Source organism: Sunxiuqinia sp. sy24 (assembly GCF_052677165.1).
In genome coordinates this window covers 199,125-217,313 of the sequence record NZ_JBQYLH010000003.1, presented here as the reverse complement: position 1 = coordinate 217,313, position 18,189 = coordinate 199,125, and the positions used below count along the sequence as shown (strand labels likewise).

The window sequence follows — 18,189 nt, the reverse complement described above, 5'->3', positions numbered from 1 at the left end:
ATCTACAATGAAAATGAAATTATATACCCTATTATTTCTGGTTACAGCGCTGTTTAGCGCCTGTGACCTGGAACTGAAGCCTGAGAGTGAATTAACCTACAATGGCTTCTGGGAGTCTGAAGAAGCCGTAAGGGCTGCACACACCGGTATTTATGCCAGCTACCGGAACTATACGTTCACTCAATGGCAAATGGGCGAAGTTCGTTCTGATGTTTGGGGCGGAAATACCTTTGCCAATTCTCCGAATGATATTGACTTAATAGCCAATAACATTAGTTCTACTCTGGTGTTTTTCTCTAATTGGTCTAATTTTTATGGATTGATGCACTATGTCAACGATTTCATAAAAAATGCGCCCAATGTTGAATTTGCCGATGAAGCGGAAAGAAATCATATGCTGGGACAGGTTTATGGCTTGCGTGCGCAGATTTATTACACGATGGTGAAAGCTTGGGGTGACGTGCCAATCAATACCGAACCATTATTGGAAGTGAACTTGGAGTTGCTTAAAAAGCCTCGTTCGCCTAAAGAAGAGGTGATGCAACAAATTAAGGCCGATTTGGCCAAGTCGCTCGAATATTTTGGCAACGACAACAGCCTATGGAACGGACGTAGTGTTTATTGGTCAAAAGCAGCTACCTTGGCACTGAAAGGTGACGCTTACTTATGGTCAGGAAAAGTTTTAGGCGGAGGAACTGCTGACTTTACCGAAGCCAAAGCAGCCCTCTCGCAAATTGCAGGTTTTAGTTTGGTCGATTACCAAAATCTTTGGGGACAAAACAATGAAGAAAATAATGAATTTATTTTCAGCGTCGATTATCAACAAGATCAGGCAGGTAACTTCTATGGAAATCTGTTTACGACCCGGCAAATTGATGTAGCCGACTTGTATGATGAGAATGCGAATCCGATGAAAGATTTTGTAATCAACGGATTGAGTCGTTATGGTGCGTCAGACAAAACACTGCTTTTGCTGGATGATACATTGGATCAGCGTCGCAATACTTTTATTCGATTTTACAGTGATAGCGCCATACATATTCCGTATCAAGCTGAAGACCCTAATTATCAGGGAGCTGTTTTGAATAAATTTCTGGGTATTATTGGTGAAGACGGATCTCGCTTGAGTTACAACAATGTACCTTTGTATCGCTATGCCGATGTGTTGCTTTTGCTTGCTGAAGCTAAAAACAACCTGGACGAAGATCCTTCTGCAGAAATTAATGCCGTACGCGCAAGAGCTTACGGTGATAATTTTGCTGGAAACGAATATATAAACGGTTCCAAAGAACAAAATACAAAAGCCATTTTGGATGAGCGATATAAAGAGTTTGTAGGTGAAGGTAAGCGCTGGTGGGATTTGGTTCGCGCCGGTGGTACCTATGTGTTTGATGAAATAGAGTCATTGGATGCATCAGAAGCCTATAAAATTTACTATTCAATTTCAGAAAGTATGTTAGCCGACGATTCAGAGTTAACTCAAACGGATGGCTACTAAACGAAACTTTTCATAGATGGTTTATTAGAGTTTTATAGTTTTACAGTTAGACAGGAGGGGGCAATTGTTGTCTTCTCCTGTTTCTACTCTTAAACCATCAGGAATACTTAAAATTTACGAAAATGAAACAATTGATTTTTTTACTGGTTGCAGGCTTGTTTTTTACTTATTGCAAAACTTCAGCTTATGAAGTATCTGCTGAGGAATCCAACTCAATCTCGGTTGAATTGATTCAAAAATCAGTTCCTCTGTTTGTTGGTCAGGATAATACTCAGGCAGTTCAAGTGGTTGTTACAAATAAGCAGCAAGAGGCTTCGCTGGAGTTGACAGGACTTACGGTTTACTTTGATTCGAAAAAACAAGTTAAAACGTTGGCCTCTGTAGCTGTTTCTACTTCGGCCGGCGAAGATAACCGTGTATTTGCCCGTACTGAAAAACCAGGCAAGAAAACGGAGCTGAAAGGATCAATTGTACTTAACCAGGAAGAACAAACATTCAACCTGAATTTCAAAGTGAAAGAAGAGGCTGACTTATTAGCCGAATTACAAATTCAACGGATTGAACTTCAGTTTGGCAACGACCAAACCGTGGAAGTACTTCCAACAATTCCCCACACTTACCGTCTGGCTAAAGAATTGCGCGCAGCCGGACAAGACCAGGCGGATACTTACCGAATTCCGGGATTGGTGACCACCAACGAAGGGACATTGATTGCTGTTTATGACATCCGCTACAACAACAGCAAAGACTTACAAGAAAATATTGATATCGGCATGAGTCGCAGTACGGATGGTGGCCAAAGCTGGGAGCCCATGCGTGTAATAATGGACATGGGCGAGTGGGGCGGACGCTCTGAACGACTTAACGGGATTGGTGATCCTAGTGTTTTATATGACCATACTACGGGAACGCTATGGGTTGCAGGACTATGGATGAGTGGAGCAACGGAGAAAGACATGCTGTGGTGGGCTTCCAAGCCGGGCATGAGCCCTGAAGTAACCGGCCAGTTTGTTGTGGCTAAGAGTACCGATGACGGATTGACCTGGTCAGAACCAATTAATATTACGGAACAAATTAAAGATCCGGCTTGGCAATTGTTATTGCAAGGACCCGGAAGAGGAATTACACTCGAAGATGGTACGCTGGTATTTCCGGCTCAGTTCAAGGCCGATATTGGTGAAAAAGCTCTTGATGGCGGACAGTATTCCAGCCACTCATCCATCGTTTATAGCCAGAATGGCGGCCAAAGCTGGCACATTGGAACGGGTGCCAAATCGAATACAACCGAAGCACAGGTGGTTCAGCTTACCGATGGAAGCCTGATGCTGAACATGCGCGATGACCGTAACCGAAAAGATAAAGGAGAAAACAATGGACGGGCCATTGCGACAACGTCTGATTTCGGAAAAACTTGGACAACTCATGCCACATCCAATTCTGCCTTGCCAGAATCGAATTGTATGGCCAGCATCATTTCAGCTGATCTGAACGTGAATGGAAAGAAACAACGGGTGTTGTTCTTTTCAAACCCCAATAACAAGAATCAACGGACCAACATGACCATTAAAGCCAGTTTGGATGAGGGCATGACGTGGCCTGAAAAATACCAGTTGGAACTGAACGAAGCGGGCGGTTATGGCTATTCGTGCATGACAATGATTGATGACAAAACCATTGGCATTTTATACGAAGGCGTAAAAAACCTTTATTTCCAGAAAATTCCGGTAGCAGAGTTACTGAGAAACCTTACAAAATAATGCCATCGCAATGGTTTATAGGAATTGTCTGTTGAAAAAAAAATGGTTTATTGGCCTGCTACTTTTGGTAGCGGGCCTATGGAATTGCACCAAGCAGGGAGTGGATTCAGCTCATCCAGCCTTAATTCCACAACCACAAAAGCTGAGCTGGAACGACGAGGTTTTCCAGGTGGAAAATAACGAGCCGATGATTCAGCGCTTGGTGGATGAGTTTCCTGGTATACCACGAAATGCAGACGAAGCTTACCGTTTAAAAATTACGGCTGACTCTGCTGTGTTGGAAGCCGTAACCGAACAAGGACTTCACCGTGGACTTCAGACGGTCCGTCAATTGACCTTCTCCAACAAGGGCAAGCAGCTTATTGCAGGTTGCAATATTGTCGACTGGCCGGCTTTTCGTGTCCGCGGCTTCATGCAGGATGTGGGCCGAAACTTCCAAAGTATGGAAATGCTCAAAGAGCAAATCGATGTGCTGGCGGCGTATAAGTTTAACGTTTTTCATTTTCATGTAACCGAAAATCCGGGTTGGCGATTGGAAAGCAAAATTTATCCGCAATTGAACGCGGCAGAAAGCATGACCCGCCAAAAAGGCAAATATTATACCCAGAACGACTTTAAAGAATTGGTGGCATACTGTCAGGAACGGCATATTACACTGATTCCTGAATTTGACATACCCGGGCACAGTGCCGCATTCCGAAAAGCCATGGGATTTGAAGCCATGAGCGATCCGCGGGTGCAGCCGGTGTTAATCGACCTGGTTGATGAATTGTGCAGTCTGGCTCCGGCTGAGGTGATGCCCTACATTCACCTGGGAACCGATGAGGTTTGGCACAGTTATGAAGAACCTTCACCGACACTACTACCTGCGCTTCTTGAGCGGGTAACCCAACAGCATGGGCGTGAACTGATTGTTTGGCGGCCGGGACAAAAAATTGAGGGCGATTCAGTTTCCATCACCCAACTTTGGTCGTCAGGCGGCCATCCCAAACCGGGACATCGCTACATTGATTGCCGTTTAAATTACGTGAACCATCTTGATCCGTTGGCGGGTATTTCGCAACTCTATTTCGAGCGCATTAACGGAGCAGCCCATGGCGATTCGCTGCGAATGGGGGGCATTCTGTGTTGCTGGAACGACAACAATGTGAACGACGAATACGATATTTTAATACAGAATCCGGTTTATCCTTCAATATTGACTTACAGCGAAACGTCGTGGACCGGACAGAAAAAAGAAATTGGCGAAAAGTACCTGGCTAAGCTGCCGGAAAAAGGGAGCGAGTTGTTTAAGGAATTCAGCGCTTTTGAGGACCGCATGATTCAGCACCGCGATCAGTATTTTGCCGGAAAGCCGTTTCCCTATGTGAAACAAACGAATATCGAATGGAAGGTTTTAGGACCGATAGCCAGTCAGGGCGATGTGGATGCGAAGTTTTTGGTAGAAGAAAAACTGCAGGATACTTACCGGATTGATACGGTAGATTATTTCTGGCAAGGGCCTTTTAGTGGTGGAACGATTCACCTGAGTCACTTCTTCGGTTACCCGTCTTATCTTCCCAAAGAAGAAGGGACTTATTTTGCTTTCACCCAAATTTGGTCGCCCAAAGATCAAACGGTTGGTGCCTGGATTGGCTTTCACGACTGGTCACGCTCCGGTGGTCGCAGAGGAGGACCATTTCCAGAAGACGGGGAATGGCACAATACCCATCCGAAAGCATGGCTGAACGGAGAACTGATTGCCGCACCCAAATGGAATAACCCCGGACTGGCAAGCAACACCGATGAAATTCCTTTCACCGATGAAAATTATTTTTTCAGAGACCCGCAATCCATCAATCTGAAAAAAGGATGGAATGAAGTGCTGCTGAAAATACCGGTCAAAGAGGATACCTGGAAAAGGATGTTCACTTTTGTCCCGGTACATATGGCCGCAGGAGGCGTGCGCGAAGTAGAAGGACTGAAGTTTTCAACGGACATGAAGCTCAGGTAGCTTATAGAATCAGTTATTTATGAAACGTTTGCAAAATAACAAAATGGCTTTGTTGGTGCTGATTTTAGCACCTTTCTGGCTTGCAGCACAGCCAACCAAAGTAGCTTGCATTGGCGACTCAGTTACTGAAGGGTATAAGTTGGAGAATCCGAAAGAAGAGTCTTATCCGGCTCAGTTACAAGGCTTGCTTGGCGAAGATTATCAGGTTGAAAATTTTGGAGTAAGCGGTTCTACTTTATTAAGCAAAGGTCATCGGCCTTACATCCAAACTACAGCCTATCAGAACGCTTTGGCCTATCAACCCGATGTTGTTATTATTCATTTGGGGTTGAATGACACGGATCCGCGAAACTGGCCCAACTACCGCGATGAGTTTCTGAACGATTACCGGCAGCTGATTCAGGATTTTCGTGAATCGGGTTCGCCCAACGTACAAATTTGGATTTGTCGGATGACACCAATTTTTCATCCGCATCCACGATTTAAATCCGGAACCCACGAGTGGTTTTGGCATATTCAAGCTCAAATAGAACAGCTTGCCGAAACCATGGAAATGGGGCTGATTGACTTGCACCAAGCGCTTTATCCACATCCTGATTTGTTTCCTGATGCGCTTCATCCAAACGCTAAGGGGGCAGCAATTTTGGCTGAAACTGTTTATCAGCATCTAACCGGTGATTTTGGAGGCTTAACGCTGGCCCCGGTTTTGATGAATCAAATGGTTTTTCAGCAGAAACGGGAAATATCGGTATGGGGAAAAGCCAATCGCCATGAAAAGGTTATGGCTCGGTTGGCCGGACAAGTGCGCGAAGCGGTGGTTGACGATGCTGGCAACTGGAAACTGATTTTCGATCCGGTTCCGGCGGGTGGTCCTTATCGTTTAACTGTTCATGCCGAAAGCGGTGATCCGATCGTGCTGGATGATATTCTGGTTGGGGAGCTTTGGTTGTGTGCCGGACAATCGAATATGGAATTCAAACTGCAGGATTCGAAAAATGGAAATGCAACTCTTCAGCAGGCTGACCACGATCGTATTCGACTCTTTAATATGGCGGGCATCGCGCGACCCAATAGTTCAGAGTGGGATTTAGAAACCCTGGAAAAAGTGAATGACCTTGATTACTTTGAGGGAAATTGGGAAACCTGCTCTGCTGCGACTGCTGCCGGATTTTCGGCCATTGCTTATTACTTTGGAAAACAGTTGCAGGAAGCGCTTGATGTTCCTGTTGGGCTTATCCAACTGAGTGTTGGAGGAGCACCTGTTGAATCTTTTATCGATCGGTTCACACTGGAGTCCGATCCCTATCTGGTAGATGTTCTTTATAACTGGAAAAAGAATGAGTTTTTAATGGACTGGTGCCGGATGCGAGGAGCAAAAAACCTGGCGCTGGCAACGAATAATCTGCAACGGCATCCGTATGAACCCGCTTATATTTATGAAGCCGGTTTGCAGCAACTCACCGGCTTGCCTTTGGCTGGTACAATTTGGTATCAGGGAGAATCGAATGCGCATAATGTGGAGCATTATCAGCGGGCTTTTCCGGCCTTGGTTCAGTCTTGGCGAACGAATTTTCAACAACCAGACATGCCCTTCTTTTTTGCACAGCTCTCAAGCCTAAGTCGCCCATCGTGGCCGCACTTCAGAGAGGCACAACGTCAGCTGGCCGATGAGATTCTTTATGCCGGAATGGTTGTAACCAGCGATCTTGGCGATTCGCTGGATGTGCATCCAGTGCGAAAGCAGGAGGTTGGCGAGCGTTTTGCCCGGCTGGCACTCAATAAAAACTACGGAGAGGAAATTGTTTGCAGTGGTCCTAAACCAATCGGCTTTAAGCAAAAAGGAGATTGGCTGACGTTACAGTTTGAGCCAGGCTCCAGACTGATGACTGCTGACGGAGAACCTGTTCGTGAGTTTGAATTTGCCGGAGCTAATGGCATCTTTCATTCAACTCAGGTGACACTTAAGGGAAATACGGTTCTTATTCGGGTAAATGAAATTGAGGTTCGTCAGGTACGTTATGCCTGGGAACCATACTCCCGAGGAAACTTAATTAATGAAGTAGGCTTGCCTGCTTCAACATTTCAACTGAATCTATAGAATTAAATGTTTTTAATACGAAAAGAAAATGATTAATAAAATTGAAGGACTTATTGCGGCACCATTTACACCAATGCATGCCAATGGAGAGATTAACCTGGAACAAATTCCTGCTTATTACGATTTTTTGCAGAAGAATGGCATTGTAGGAGCTTTTATCAATGGCTCAACAGGTGAAGGTGTTTCTCTTTCGCAAGAGGAGAAAGTGAAAGTTACAGCAGCCTGGACTGCTCTGAATAAAGAACACAAAGCCCTAAAGGTGATTAACTTGGTAGGCGGAACTTCTTATAAGGAATGCATTGAAAGCGCGAAGGCTTCAGCCGAACTGGGTGTTGACGCCATTGCCATTTTGGCGCCTTTCTACTTTAAACCAGCCTCTGGAAAACAACTGGCTGAGTTCTGTGCTAAAATTGCTGAGGCTGTACCTCAATTGCCGGTTTACTTCTATCACATTCCGGTGTTAACGGGCTGCAATGTGTCGATGTATGAGTTTTTGCAGGAAGCCAGTACAATGATTCCTAACCTGGCTGGTATCAAATACACGCACGAAGACTTTATGGATTTCTTAAGCTGTTTGAGCTTTCAGGATGGAAAATACGACATGCTATGGGGACGCGATGAAAACTTGTTGTCGGCACTTGTATTGGGAGCCCGCGGAGGCGTTGGAAGTACGTTCAATTATGCGGCACCGCTTTACCATCAGCTGATTAAAGCTTACAATGAAGGTAACTTTGTGGAAGCGCGCAAGATGCAGCAGCAGTCGATTGACATGATTCGCTTGCTGGGCAAATATGGTGGTATTGCTACCGGAAAAGCTTATATGCGTTATGTTGGCGTGGAGTGCGGCGAATTCCGTTTGCCGGTGAAAAACATGACTACTGAGGCTTATAAAGCATTCGAAGCCGACGTTCGAGCATTAAAAATGGAAGCGTTATTCTCGAAAATTTAAGAATTGACGGGAAAACGAACAACATTTAATTAACTAATTACTATTTCAAAGTATAAAAGCAGGACCGACCGATATGAAAATAGAGTGGGATAGCTTGGAAGAGATTCTGGTAACAGATGGAAATGCTTTTCAGCATGGATTGGCAGGGCCTGTTGCCGGCGTGCACCAAAATCAATTGGTGCTGGCGGGAGGTTCAAATTTTGATGGAGCGATGCCCTGGCAAGGAGGCCGAAAACTGTATCACGATACCGTTTTTACATGGAAGCAAAAGGCAAACGCTGCGTTTAGTTGGGAGCAGGCCGACTGGCAATTGCCAGAGCCGATGGCGTATAGCGCTTGTGTTTCTACTGAAAAAGGAATTGTTAGTTTAGGAGGAGAAACTGGCGATGGCCCTACCGCTCGTGCTTTTTGCCTTTCATTTGAAGAGGATGAGCTAAGAATGACAGATTATCAGCAGTTGCCGGAGGCTTTGGCCAGTTCGGCAGCCGCGGCGCACGGAACAACGCTTTACTTGGCTGGAGGTATGGGCGTAACAGGCGAAACGAGTCATTTCTTTTCACTGAATTTGCAAGCTCCGGAGGCTGGTTGGCAGAAGTTGCCTGATTTACCGGTACGCTTGTCGCATGCGGTAGCTGCCTGTCAGCACGACGGAACAGAAACCTGCTTTTATATTTTGGGTGGTCGCTGTAGGGCAGGAGCAACCTCCAAGTTTTTGAGCGCTATCTGGAAATACGTACCTTCAAAAAATGAATGGCAAAAAGCCGGTGAACTTCAGGTAGAAGGCGAAGCGCTGTTTGGACTTTCAGCAGGTACGGGCCTGGCTTATGGCAGCGACTCTATCCTGTTGTTTGGCGGCGATACGGGAGAAGACTTTAACCAAACCGAGCGTTTGATAAACGCTTTGGCTCTGGCTGACACTCCGGAAGAAAAGGACCATTTCCTGAAGCTGAAAGAAAATCATTTGACCAGTCATAAGGGCTTTTGCACAGCTGTTTTCTGTTTCAACACTCGAAGCGGGAAGTTGAGCCGAGCCGGGAAAATGGCCGGAATGACGCCGGTAACAACCACTGCCTTTTGGTGGAACGAGTCGGTTATTATTCCCGGAGGTGAAATTCGTCCAGGCATGCGTTCAGCCGAGGTGATTCGCGGAATCATCAGTCAGGAATAAGCTTTAATTCGGATAAAAACAAAAAATCATGAGTTTGGATTTTAAACAATTAGCATTACAATATCAGAAGGAATTACTGGAAAAGGTGGTTCCTTTTTGGGAGAAGAATTCGAAAGACGAGGAGTTTGGTGGTTATTTTACTTGCCTGGATCGAACCGGGAAAGTCTTTGATACCGATAAATTTGTCTGGCTTCAGGCACGTGAGGTGTGGATGTTTTCGTCTTTGTACAACCGGGTTGAGAAAAAAGCAGAGTGGCTGGAAATGGCCGAACATGGCGCTCGTTTCCTGTTGAAGCACGGACATGATGGAGAGCTGAACTGGTATTTTTCGCTTACACGCGAAGGAAAGCCGTTGGTGCAGCCGTACAATATTTTCTCCGACTGTTTTGCAACCATGGCTTTTGGCCAGTTGTACCAGGCTACCGGCAACGAGAAGTACGCCGAGGTTGCCAAACAAACGTTCGACAATATTCTGGTGCGCCAAAATAACCCCAAAGGACAATACAACAAGCTGGTTGATGGCACGCGTCCGCTGAAAGGCTTTTCGCTGCCTATGATTTTGTGTAACCTGTCGCTGGAAATTGAGCATCTTCTGCCTGAAGAACTGGTGAATCAAACCATTGATGAGGCGATTCACGAGGTGATGGATGTTTTCTACCAGCCAGATTCCGGACTGATTCTGGAAAATGTGAAACCCGATGGCAGCTTTTCCGATTCGTTTGAAGGCCGGCTCTTAAATCCCGGACACACCATTGAAGCCATGTGGTTTATCATGGATTTGGCGGAGCGCCGCAATGATGAGGCCCTGATGCACAAGGCCGTGAAAATTATGCTCGACACCCTGAAGTTTGGCTGGGATAGGGAGTTTGGCGGCATTTTCTACTTCCTCGATTTTAAAGGCAATCCACCTCAGCAACTGGAGTGGGATCAGAAATTGTGGTGGGTGCATATTGAAACGCTCATCAGCCTGATTAAAGCCTATAAACACACAGGCAACGAAGAATGCCTGAAGTGGTTTGAAAAAGTACACGATTATACCTGGTCGAATTTTGCCGATCCGGAGCATGATGAATGGTTTGGGTACCTGAACCGCCGTGGCGAAGTATTACTGCCGCTGAAAGGTGGCAAGTGGAAGGGATGCTTCCATGTGCCTCGCGGACTTTATCAGGTATGGCAAACATTGGAAAAATTAAACTAATGAGACAAAATCAAAAACGAAATCAACAAATGGCCAGGTCAGCATTCAGCTTAGCAAGAAAGGTGACTATGGCCTTTCTTTTAATGTTTGGCTTGTGGAGCGGAGAGCTGCTGGCCGAAGAAGAAATTAATCATATCGAGCAAAGCACCCAAAATATACTGGGTGATGTTAAACAAATTGCCGGTCAGGAAGGCGTGGCAGGCGCTTTTGTGGGCGTGCATAACAATGCCCTGATTGTTGCCGGAGGCTCTGCTTTTCCCGAAGGCAAACCCTGGGAAGGTGGTCAAAAGCATTTTTCCAAGGCTGTTCTTGTGTTTGAGCGCGGGGCGGATGGAGCAGTTGAACAGGTGCAGCATACACAACTGCCTGATGGCATTGCTGAGGGAGCTTCGGTTTCGCTTCCCGAAGGACTTTTGTGCCTGGGCGGTCAAACGCCTGCAGGCTTAAGCAAACAAGTGGTTTTAATCAGCTGGGTAAATAATCAGCTTGAATTAAAACAATTTCCGGAACTGCCGGTTGCCGTAAAAAATCCGGCAGCAACCGTTATCGGGAATACCGTTTATATTGTTGGTGGCCAAAGCGCAACAGGCGCTACCGATCAGTTTTTAAAATTGGATGCCTCTAAGCTTTCAGCTGGTTGGCAAGTGTTGAAAGCTTTTCCCAACCCGGTCGCCGGCGCATCAGCTGTTGCCCAGATGGATGGGGAAGAGGTGAGTGTTTTTGTTTTTGGTGGCCGGGCAAAAGCAGCCGGATCCAGCACGACAACTTTTTATTCCGGGGTATTCTGTTTTCGTCCTTCAGAGGGCGCGTGGAAACAGCAAAAAGATATCCGTCTTTCCGATGAACAGTCGATTCCCTTAGCGGTTGCTTCAGCAAGTTCGGTTGGTGCATCGCATGTTGTTTTGGTTGGTGGTGATTCCGGGGCTACTTTCAATCAGGTTGAAGCAGCCATTAACCGGATGCAGAACGGCGATGCTCTGGCTCAGGCTGAGAGGGATTCGCTGTGGATTAATCATCCGGGGTTTAATACAAAGATCTTAATTTATAATACGGTGACCGATATTTGGTTTGACGCAGGAAGCTGGGAAGGAACGCCTGTGGCTGTTACCTCTTCGGCTTGGTGGGACGGCTCGCTGGTTGTGCCCGGTGGCGAAATTAAACCTGCTACCCGAACGCCCCTGTTGCGGGAAATCGAGATTACGGTGAAGCCGGTTTTTGGCTGGCTCAACTATTTGGTGTTGGGGGTTTATTTTATTGGCATGTTGCTCCTCGGGTTCTATTTCATGAAACGAGAAAGCAGCACCGACGATTTTTTCAAAGCCGGAGGGCGTATTCCCTGGTGGGCTGCAGGTATCAGTATTTTTGCCACTACACTGAGTGCGATTACCTTTATAGCCATTCCGGCCAAATCTTATGCTACTGACTGGCGGATGTTCATGTTTAATATGGCCATTATTGTTATTGCACCGATTGTTATTCGCTATTTTCTGCCCTTCTTCCGAAGGTTTAATTTTGATACGGCTTACCAATATCTGGAAGTCCGGTTTAACCGGTCAGTGCGCTGGCTGGCTTCGGCTTTGTTTGTCTTTTTCATGGTGAGCCGGATTGCCATTGTGCTGTTTCTGCCTTCATTGGCCCTGAATGCCGTAACCGGATTCAATATTTACCTGGCTATCATTGTCATGGGTGCGGTAACCATCATTTACTGTACAAGTGGTGGTATTGAAGCTGTTGTTTGGGGCGATGTTATTCAAGGTTTTATTTTGGTTGGAGGTGCCTTCATCGCACTGTCCTTTATGTTGGCCGGGGTTGAAGGCGGCTTGGGCGGATTTTTAGACATTTCTGCCGCGCATCATAAGTTTCACACCTTCGATTTTCGGTTCGACTTTACACAGCCGGTGTTCTGGGTGGTGTTGATTGGCGGTTTGGCAAATACCTTAATTTCGTACACCAGCGACCAGAGTGTTGTGCAGCGATATATGACAACTAAAGATGAAAAAGCGACCGGACGAAGCATTTGGCTAAATGGATTTTTGAGTATTCCGGTAAGCATCATTTTCTTCCTTTTAGGAACCGGGCTGTACGCTTATTACACGTCAAACCCTGAACGGATGGCGGTGGTAAATCCCAATATTGATTCGGTGTTTCCGCAGTTCATTGTGGCCCAAATGCCGGCTGGTGTTGCCGGACTGCTGATTGCAGCCATCTTTGCTGCGGCGATGTCAACCTTGTCGTCCAACATCAACTCGGTGTCAGCGGTAATCACGTCAGATTTTTACAAGGTGCTTGCTAAAAAGGTAACCCTGGGGCGTAGTATGTCTGTTGCCCGCTGGTCCGGAATTATTGTGGGCGTACTTGGAATTATGATGGCCTTGATGCTGGCAACTTGGAACATTGCTTCGCTTTGGGATCAGTTTAACACGTTCCTGGGCTTGCTAACCGGAGGCCTTGGCGCCTTGTTTGTGATGGGTGTTTTCTTTCCACGAATTTCGGGCTATGCGGCACTGGGTGGTGTTGTTGGTGGCTTAATTGCACTTCTGCTGGTGAAAAACCATACCGATCTTTCGTTTTTGCTTTTTGGTCTGGTAGGCATGGGTGCCAGTGTTTTGCTGGCCTTGTTGCTGAGCCTGGTTTTGCCAAACCAAAAAACTATAACCGGCTATACCTGGCAAAGTCGGCAGCGTAAAGCGTAATCATTTTTAGTTGTAAAATATTCAAAAAGTGTCTTCCACCAGTAGGGAGGCACTTTTTTTGTTTCAGTGAATTGGGGAAGTCCTCCGGATTGCAATTGTTGGATGAAATGATGCCAGGGTGTGGACGGATTTCTTTCTGGTTTAAATCATAACAAAAGGGGAGTTCATAGCTCTAGACTTTCCTTTGTTGAGCGAATATCACAAGTTATAGGGATTGATAAGATTCCTGTGGCGAGGTATTTTTGTCTATTGGGAAAACACAGAGATACCTGATTATCGAGAAAGATTGGTGTTTAATCCAACTAAAAATTAGCGCATGATTGATTTTACAATTTCAACAATAAAAGAGACCATTAATAGCCTGAATCCAGGCGAAAAAGGAATTATCGGTAATTTCTCAGTTGAGCAAATTCCGATTAAGCTACAGGAGATGGGCTGTTTGCCTGGGAATGAAGTGCAACTAATTCAACTGGCTCCGTTTCGGGATCCCTTGTTTCTGAATATTAACGGGAACAATTTGGCCATCAGACGGGAAACAGCCGGCCTAATTGAAATTACAAAAGTGCTTTAGAACGAAATGGGCAAACAATTGAAGGTCGCACTTATTGGAAATCCGAATACCGGCAAGACATCTTTGTTTAACCTCTTGACCGGATTAAACCAGCAAGTTGGCAATTATCCGGGCATTACGGTGGAGAAAAAGGAAGGGGTTTGCCGATTGCCGGGAGGTGAAAAGGCGCATATCATCGACTTGCCCGGAACGTACAGCCTGAATGCTTCTTCGGCGGACGAACAGTTGGTGGTTGAATCTCTACTGAGAAAAGAGCAACACGATTTTCCGGATCTGGCTGTGGTGATAGCTGATGTGGAAAACCTCAAGCGTAACCTCATCCTTTTCACCCAAATTAAAGATTTGAAGATTCCGGCCATTTTGGTAATCAATATGGCCGACCAGATGGAGCGTCGGGGGATAAGCCTGGATGTTGATCTGCTTGAGGAAAAGCTGAATACCCGAGTGGTGCTGATAAGTGCCCGGAAAAAGACAGGAATTGATGAGCTAAAGAAACAGATTGAAGATTACCAGCAGTTACTGGTTTCTCCCTGTCTGTCTATTTCGGATCTGGATGCGACTTATTTCGAGCGACTGCAAAAGGCCTTTCCAGAGGAGGATTTATACCGGCTATGGCTGTGTGTTTCGCAAGATGTTGCCTTAAAAATGATTGATGCAAGCCTGTTGAAAGCGAATGATTATTCGGAGCGAAACACGCCGGAGATTAAACGTTTGCAACAGAAAGAAACCATTGCCCGCTACTTGTTTATCAACCGTTTTTTGAAAGATGCTTACCAGATTGACAGCTCCAAAGCTACCGACTGGCGTTGTGTTTTAGATCGTATTTTGACTCATCGCATTGGAGGTTATGTTATTTTCTTTTTGGTGATGCTCCTGATGTTTCAGGCTATTTACAATTGGAGCAGCATCCCGATGGATTTTATCGATCAATCGTTTGCGCGCTTGAGTGAATGGACCAACAATCATTTGCCGGAAGGGCCTTTTACTAGCTTATTGGCCGAAGGGATTCTGCCCGGTATTGGTGGTGTCGTGATTTTTGTTCCTCAAATCGCTTTTCTGTTTTTGTTTATTTCCTTGTTGGAAGAAAGCGGTTATATGAGCCGGATTGTCTTTTTGATGGATCGTTTGATGCGTCGTTTCGGACTGAGTGGAAAAAGCGTTGTGCCGCTCATTTCGGGAACGGCTTGTGCCATTCCAGCGGTAATGGCTACCCGGAATATTGAAAACTGGAAAGAACGGATGATCACCATTCTTGTAACACCGTTTATCACTTGCTCGGCTCGTCTGCCGGTTTATTTGATCATTATCGCCTTGGTTATTCCTGACCAGTCCGTTGCGGGCTTTAACCTGCAAGGCTTGACCTTAATGGGTTTGTATGCCTTGGGCTTCGGCATGGCGGTTTTCTCAGCATTCGTGCTCGATAAAATCATCAAAAATAAGGCACACACCACTTTTGTGGTTGAAATGCCGGCTTATAAAGTTCCGATGGCCAAGAATGTGCTTTACACGGTGCTCGAAAAAACCAAAAGCTTCGTGCTGGTTGCCGGTAGAATTATTTTAGCAATTTCGATTGTCTTGTGGTTTTTGGCTTCGAATGGGTATTCCGATGACTTTTACCAAGCTGAAGAAATTGTGAGGGCGCAAGCTGAAAATACCATGCTTAGCGAGCAGGAAATGCAGACAGCTGTGGCTTCATACCAGTTACAACACTCTTATATTGGCATCATTGGCCATGCGATTGAGCCGGTTATTCGGCCTTTGGGTTACGACTGGAAAATTGGCATTGCCCTGGTGACCTCCTTTGCGGCTCGCGAAGTCTTTGTGGGAACCTTAGCTACCATCTACAGTGTGGGCAGCGATGAGGAGGAGACCATTAAGGAACGCATGTCGTCGGATGTGAATATCCGAACCGGCAAGAAGCTTTTTAACTTACCGACCGGCATTTCGCTGCTGTTGTTTTATGCCTTTGCTTTGCAGTGTATGAGTACGCTGGCTATTGTCAAAAAGGAAACCAACAGTTGGAAGTGGCCGTTTATTCAGTTGGTGCTCATGACTGGTTTTGCTTACCTCGTTGCGTTAGGGGCTTACCAGGTGTTGGCGTAATTTTTTAATCTGAAAGAATAATTGACGATGTGGAGTTTACAGCATATTTTAGTTTATCTGACCGTAGCCGCAGCGGTGGCTTATTTGGTGAAGAAGTATTTTCTGAAACCTAAAAGTAAAAAGGAGCGGGCATGCGGCATGAATGATTGTGGATGCCATTGAGCAGCTTGCTTCATTCTTTAAAAGAAAAAGCCACGGCGAAACGTCAATGCGTCTTGCTGTGGCTTTTTTGATCTTTCAGTGTTTACTTTGTCCGTTTCTTTGTTTATTCTTTGAGTGAGTTCACAATTTTCTGGTTCATGTGAAGCACACGGCCTTCGTCAATTTTAACGACTTTTCGGTCGTACGTCATCAGGCCGTTTACTTCTCCTTCCACATCAGTGGTTTGCGTATATACAGCGGCCGAGAATCCGGCTTTAACAAGTTTTAGAAGTTGGTCGCCATACTTCACATATTCGTCGGTTACTTCTTTAGAATTTTTAAACTGAACATAGCCCCAATTGCGGTCGGTAGCCCAAAGGTGTCCTTCCAAAGCCAGCCCAATCCCACCGTATTCGCCTAGTACCGTTGCCCGGCTTGCATCATACAAGTACATTTCGGGATGGGGGTAGTTGTGCAAGTCAAGCATATCGCCTACGGGGTAGTGGTTACCGCCACTTGCAGGGTTCACCAGTCGGCTGGGGTCGTAGGCCTTGGTCCACGCTACAATTTCCTGAGTTTTGAACTGTCCCCAGGCTTCGTTGAACGGAACCCAGCACACAATGGATGGATTGGAATATAGGAAATCCATAATGTCTTTCCATTCAGCACGATAGTTGGCTTCCGATTCAGCGCTTCGTTTCAACTCCGTTCCATCAAAATACTGACGCATTTGCCAACGTGGCGAGCGGTCCCCGTTAGGCATATCCTGCCAAACCAGAATTCCAAGTTTGTCGCAGTGTGTGTACCAGCGTGCTGGTTCTACTTTTACGTGTTTACGGATCATGTTGAAGCCAAAATCCTTGGATTTCATAATGTCGTATTTCAACGCTTCGTCGCTTGGGGCGGTGTATAAGCCATCGGGCCACCAGCCCTGATCCAGCGGGCCAAACTGAAACACATCCTTGTTGTTGAGTTGCAGGCGAACGATGCCATGCTCGTCGCGCTTGGTCGAAATTTTGCGCATGGCAAAATAGCTGTCAACCTGGTCCACCACCTTGCCATTGCTCAGCAAGCTTACTTTCAAGTCATACAGGAAAGGAGATTCCGTATCCCACAGTTTTGCATTTGGAATTGCGACGTCAAGGGCTTGCGTGGTCGATGCTTTGGCGGTGGCAATTTTTGTGTTGCCATCAAACACTTCAAGCTGGTATAAATCGCTGTAGCTGGTTCCGTTTGAAATCAGCTCAACCGAAAGACGGTTATTGTCAATATCGGGTGTTGTGCGCACATAGGCAATGTGTTTTGGGGCTACGGGTTCCAGCCAAACCGTTTGCCAGATTCCGGTGACCGGGGTGTACCAGATTCCTTCGGGACGGCTGGTTTGTTTGCCTCGCGGCTGGTAGCCTTTTTCTGAGGGATCCCACACTTTAACCACCAGTTTTTGGTCACCCGATTGGTTCAGAAAAGGAGTTACATCGAATGAAAACGGCGCATAGCCTCCTTCGTGCGTACCTACCTTGATGTCATTGATCCAGATTTCAGACCGCCAGTCCACAGCCCCGAAATGAAGCAAAATCTGTTTGTTTTTCCAGTTTGAAGGCACCGTGAAGCTGCGTTTGTACCACAGCTCGTTCTTGTCACCCACCCGTTTTTGAACGCCCGACAAGCTTGACTCAATCGCAAAAGGAACCAGGATGTTACCACCAAAGCTTGCTGGTTCTGCGGCTCCCACTTCCTGGATGGCATACTCCCAAAGTCCGTTGAGGTTTTTCCAGTCGGCTCGTTCCATCAATGGACGAGGATATTCAGGCAAAACATTGTTGACATCGATTTCTCCGGCCCAGGATGTCTTGATTTTATCACCTGCCGGACTCCACTGTGCATAGGCACTCGCTAAAAATAAATGAAGAAGAATAAATAAAACTGGTTTTCTCATGTTTAGAATGATTTGTGTTTATTGGTTAGTTATTACTTTAAATTGTTTTTCTTTTGTTAATACAGTTAAGTGCTTGATTTTACT

General features: G+C 46.0%; 11 protein-coding genes. 10 read left to right on the top strand and 1 reads right to left on the bottom strand.

The genetic code is table 11. The features are described 5' to 3' along the window. Positions 1 to 7 precede the first annotated feature (7 nt). The 10 genes from ACUNWA_RS04540 to feoB all read left to right on the top strand — a co-directional run bounded on the left by ACUNWA_RS04540 (position 8) and on the right by feoB (position 16,028). Positions 8 to 1,498 carry a RagB/SusD family nutrient uptake outer membrane protein gene (locus ACUNWA_RS04540; RefSeq protein ID WP_445590697.1) on the top strand — a complete coding sequence of 497 codons (1,491 nt, stop codon included), beginning with the start codon at positions 8 to 10 and terminating at the stop codon, positions 1,496 to 1,498. Positions 1,499 to 1,620: 122 nt separating this feature from the next. Further along, on the top strand, positions 1,621 to 3,255 hold the full coding sequence (locus ACUNWA_RS04535; protein ID WP_445590696.1) for a sialidase family protein: 1,635 nt from the start codon (positions 1,621 to 1,623) through the stop codon (positions 3,253 to 3,255). A 10-nt stretch (positions 3,256 to 3,265) separates the two neighbouring features. After that, a complete protein-coding gene (locus ACUNWA_RS04530; RefSeq protein WP_445590695.1) occupies positions 3,266 to 5,248 on the top strand; it encodes a family 20 glycosylhydrolase in 1,983 nt (660 codons plus the stop codon). Between the two features lie 19 nt (positions 5,249 to 5,267). Next, positions 5,268 to 7,346, top strand: coding sequence for a GDSL-type esterase/lipase family protein (locus ACUNWA_RS04525; protein ID WP_445590694.1), 2,079 nt, complete (start codon positions 5,268 to 5,270; stop codon positions 7,344 to 7,346). A gap of 28 nt (positions 7,347 to 7,374) precedes the next feature. Further along, positions 7,375 to 8,295 (top strand): dihydrodipicolinate synthase family protein, encoded by a 921-nt coding sequence (locus ACUNWA_RS04520; RefSeq protein WP_445590693.1) that lies wholly within the window; start codon positions 7,375 to 7,377, stop codon positions 8,293 to 8,295. 73 nt (positions 8,296 to 8,368) lie between these two features. Continuing rightward, positions 8,369 to 9,463 (top strand): hypothetical protein, encoded by a 1,095-nt coding sequence (locus ACUNWA_RS04515; RefSeq protein ID WP_445590692.1) that lies wholly within the window; start codon positions 8,369 to 8,371, stop codon positions 9,461 to 9,463. 28 nt (positions 9,464 to 9,491) lie between these two features. After that, positions 9,492 to 10,661, top strand: coding sequence for an AGE family epimerase/isomerase (locus ACUNWA_RS04510; protein WP_445590691.1), 1,170 nt, complete (start codon positions 9,492 to 9,494; stop codon positions 10,659 to 10,661). A 68-nt stretch (positions 10,662 to 10,729) separates the two neighbouring features. Beyond that, positions 10,730 to 13,354, top strand: a complete 2,625-nt coding sequence (locus ACUNWA_RS04505) for a sodium:solute symporter family transporter (RefSeq protein ID WP_445590690.1) — start codon at positions 10,730 to 10,732, stop codon at positions 13,352 to 13,354. Positions 13,355 to 13,670: 316 nt separating this feature from the next. Further along, entirely contained in the window at positions 13,671 to 13,925 is a 255-nt protein-coding gene (locus tag ACUNWA_RS04500; protein ID WP_445590689.1) for a FeoA family protein, read from the top strand. A 6-nt stretch (positions 13,926 to 13,931) separates the two neighbouring features. Beyond that, positions 13,932 to 16,028: a ferrous iron transport protein B gene (feoB, locus tag ACUNWA_RS04495; RefSeq protein WP_445590688.1), complete on the top strand. Its 2,097-nt coding sequence runs from the start codon at positions 13,932 to 13,934 to the stop codon at positions 16,026 to 16,028. Positions 16,029 to 16,293: 265 nt separating this feature from the next. Here feoB and ACUNWA_RS04490 read toward each other — a convergent pair whose 3' ends face one another. Next, positions 16,294 to 18,105 (bottom strand): glycoside hydrolase family 2 protein, encoded by a 1,812-nt coding sequence (locus ACUNWA_RS04490; protein WP_445590687.1) that lies wholly within the window; start codon positions 18,103 to 18,105, stop codon positions 16,294 to 16,296. Positions 18,106 to 18,189: the final 84 nt, after the last annotated feature.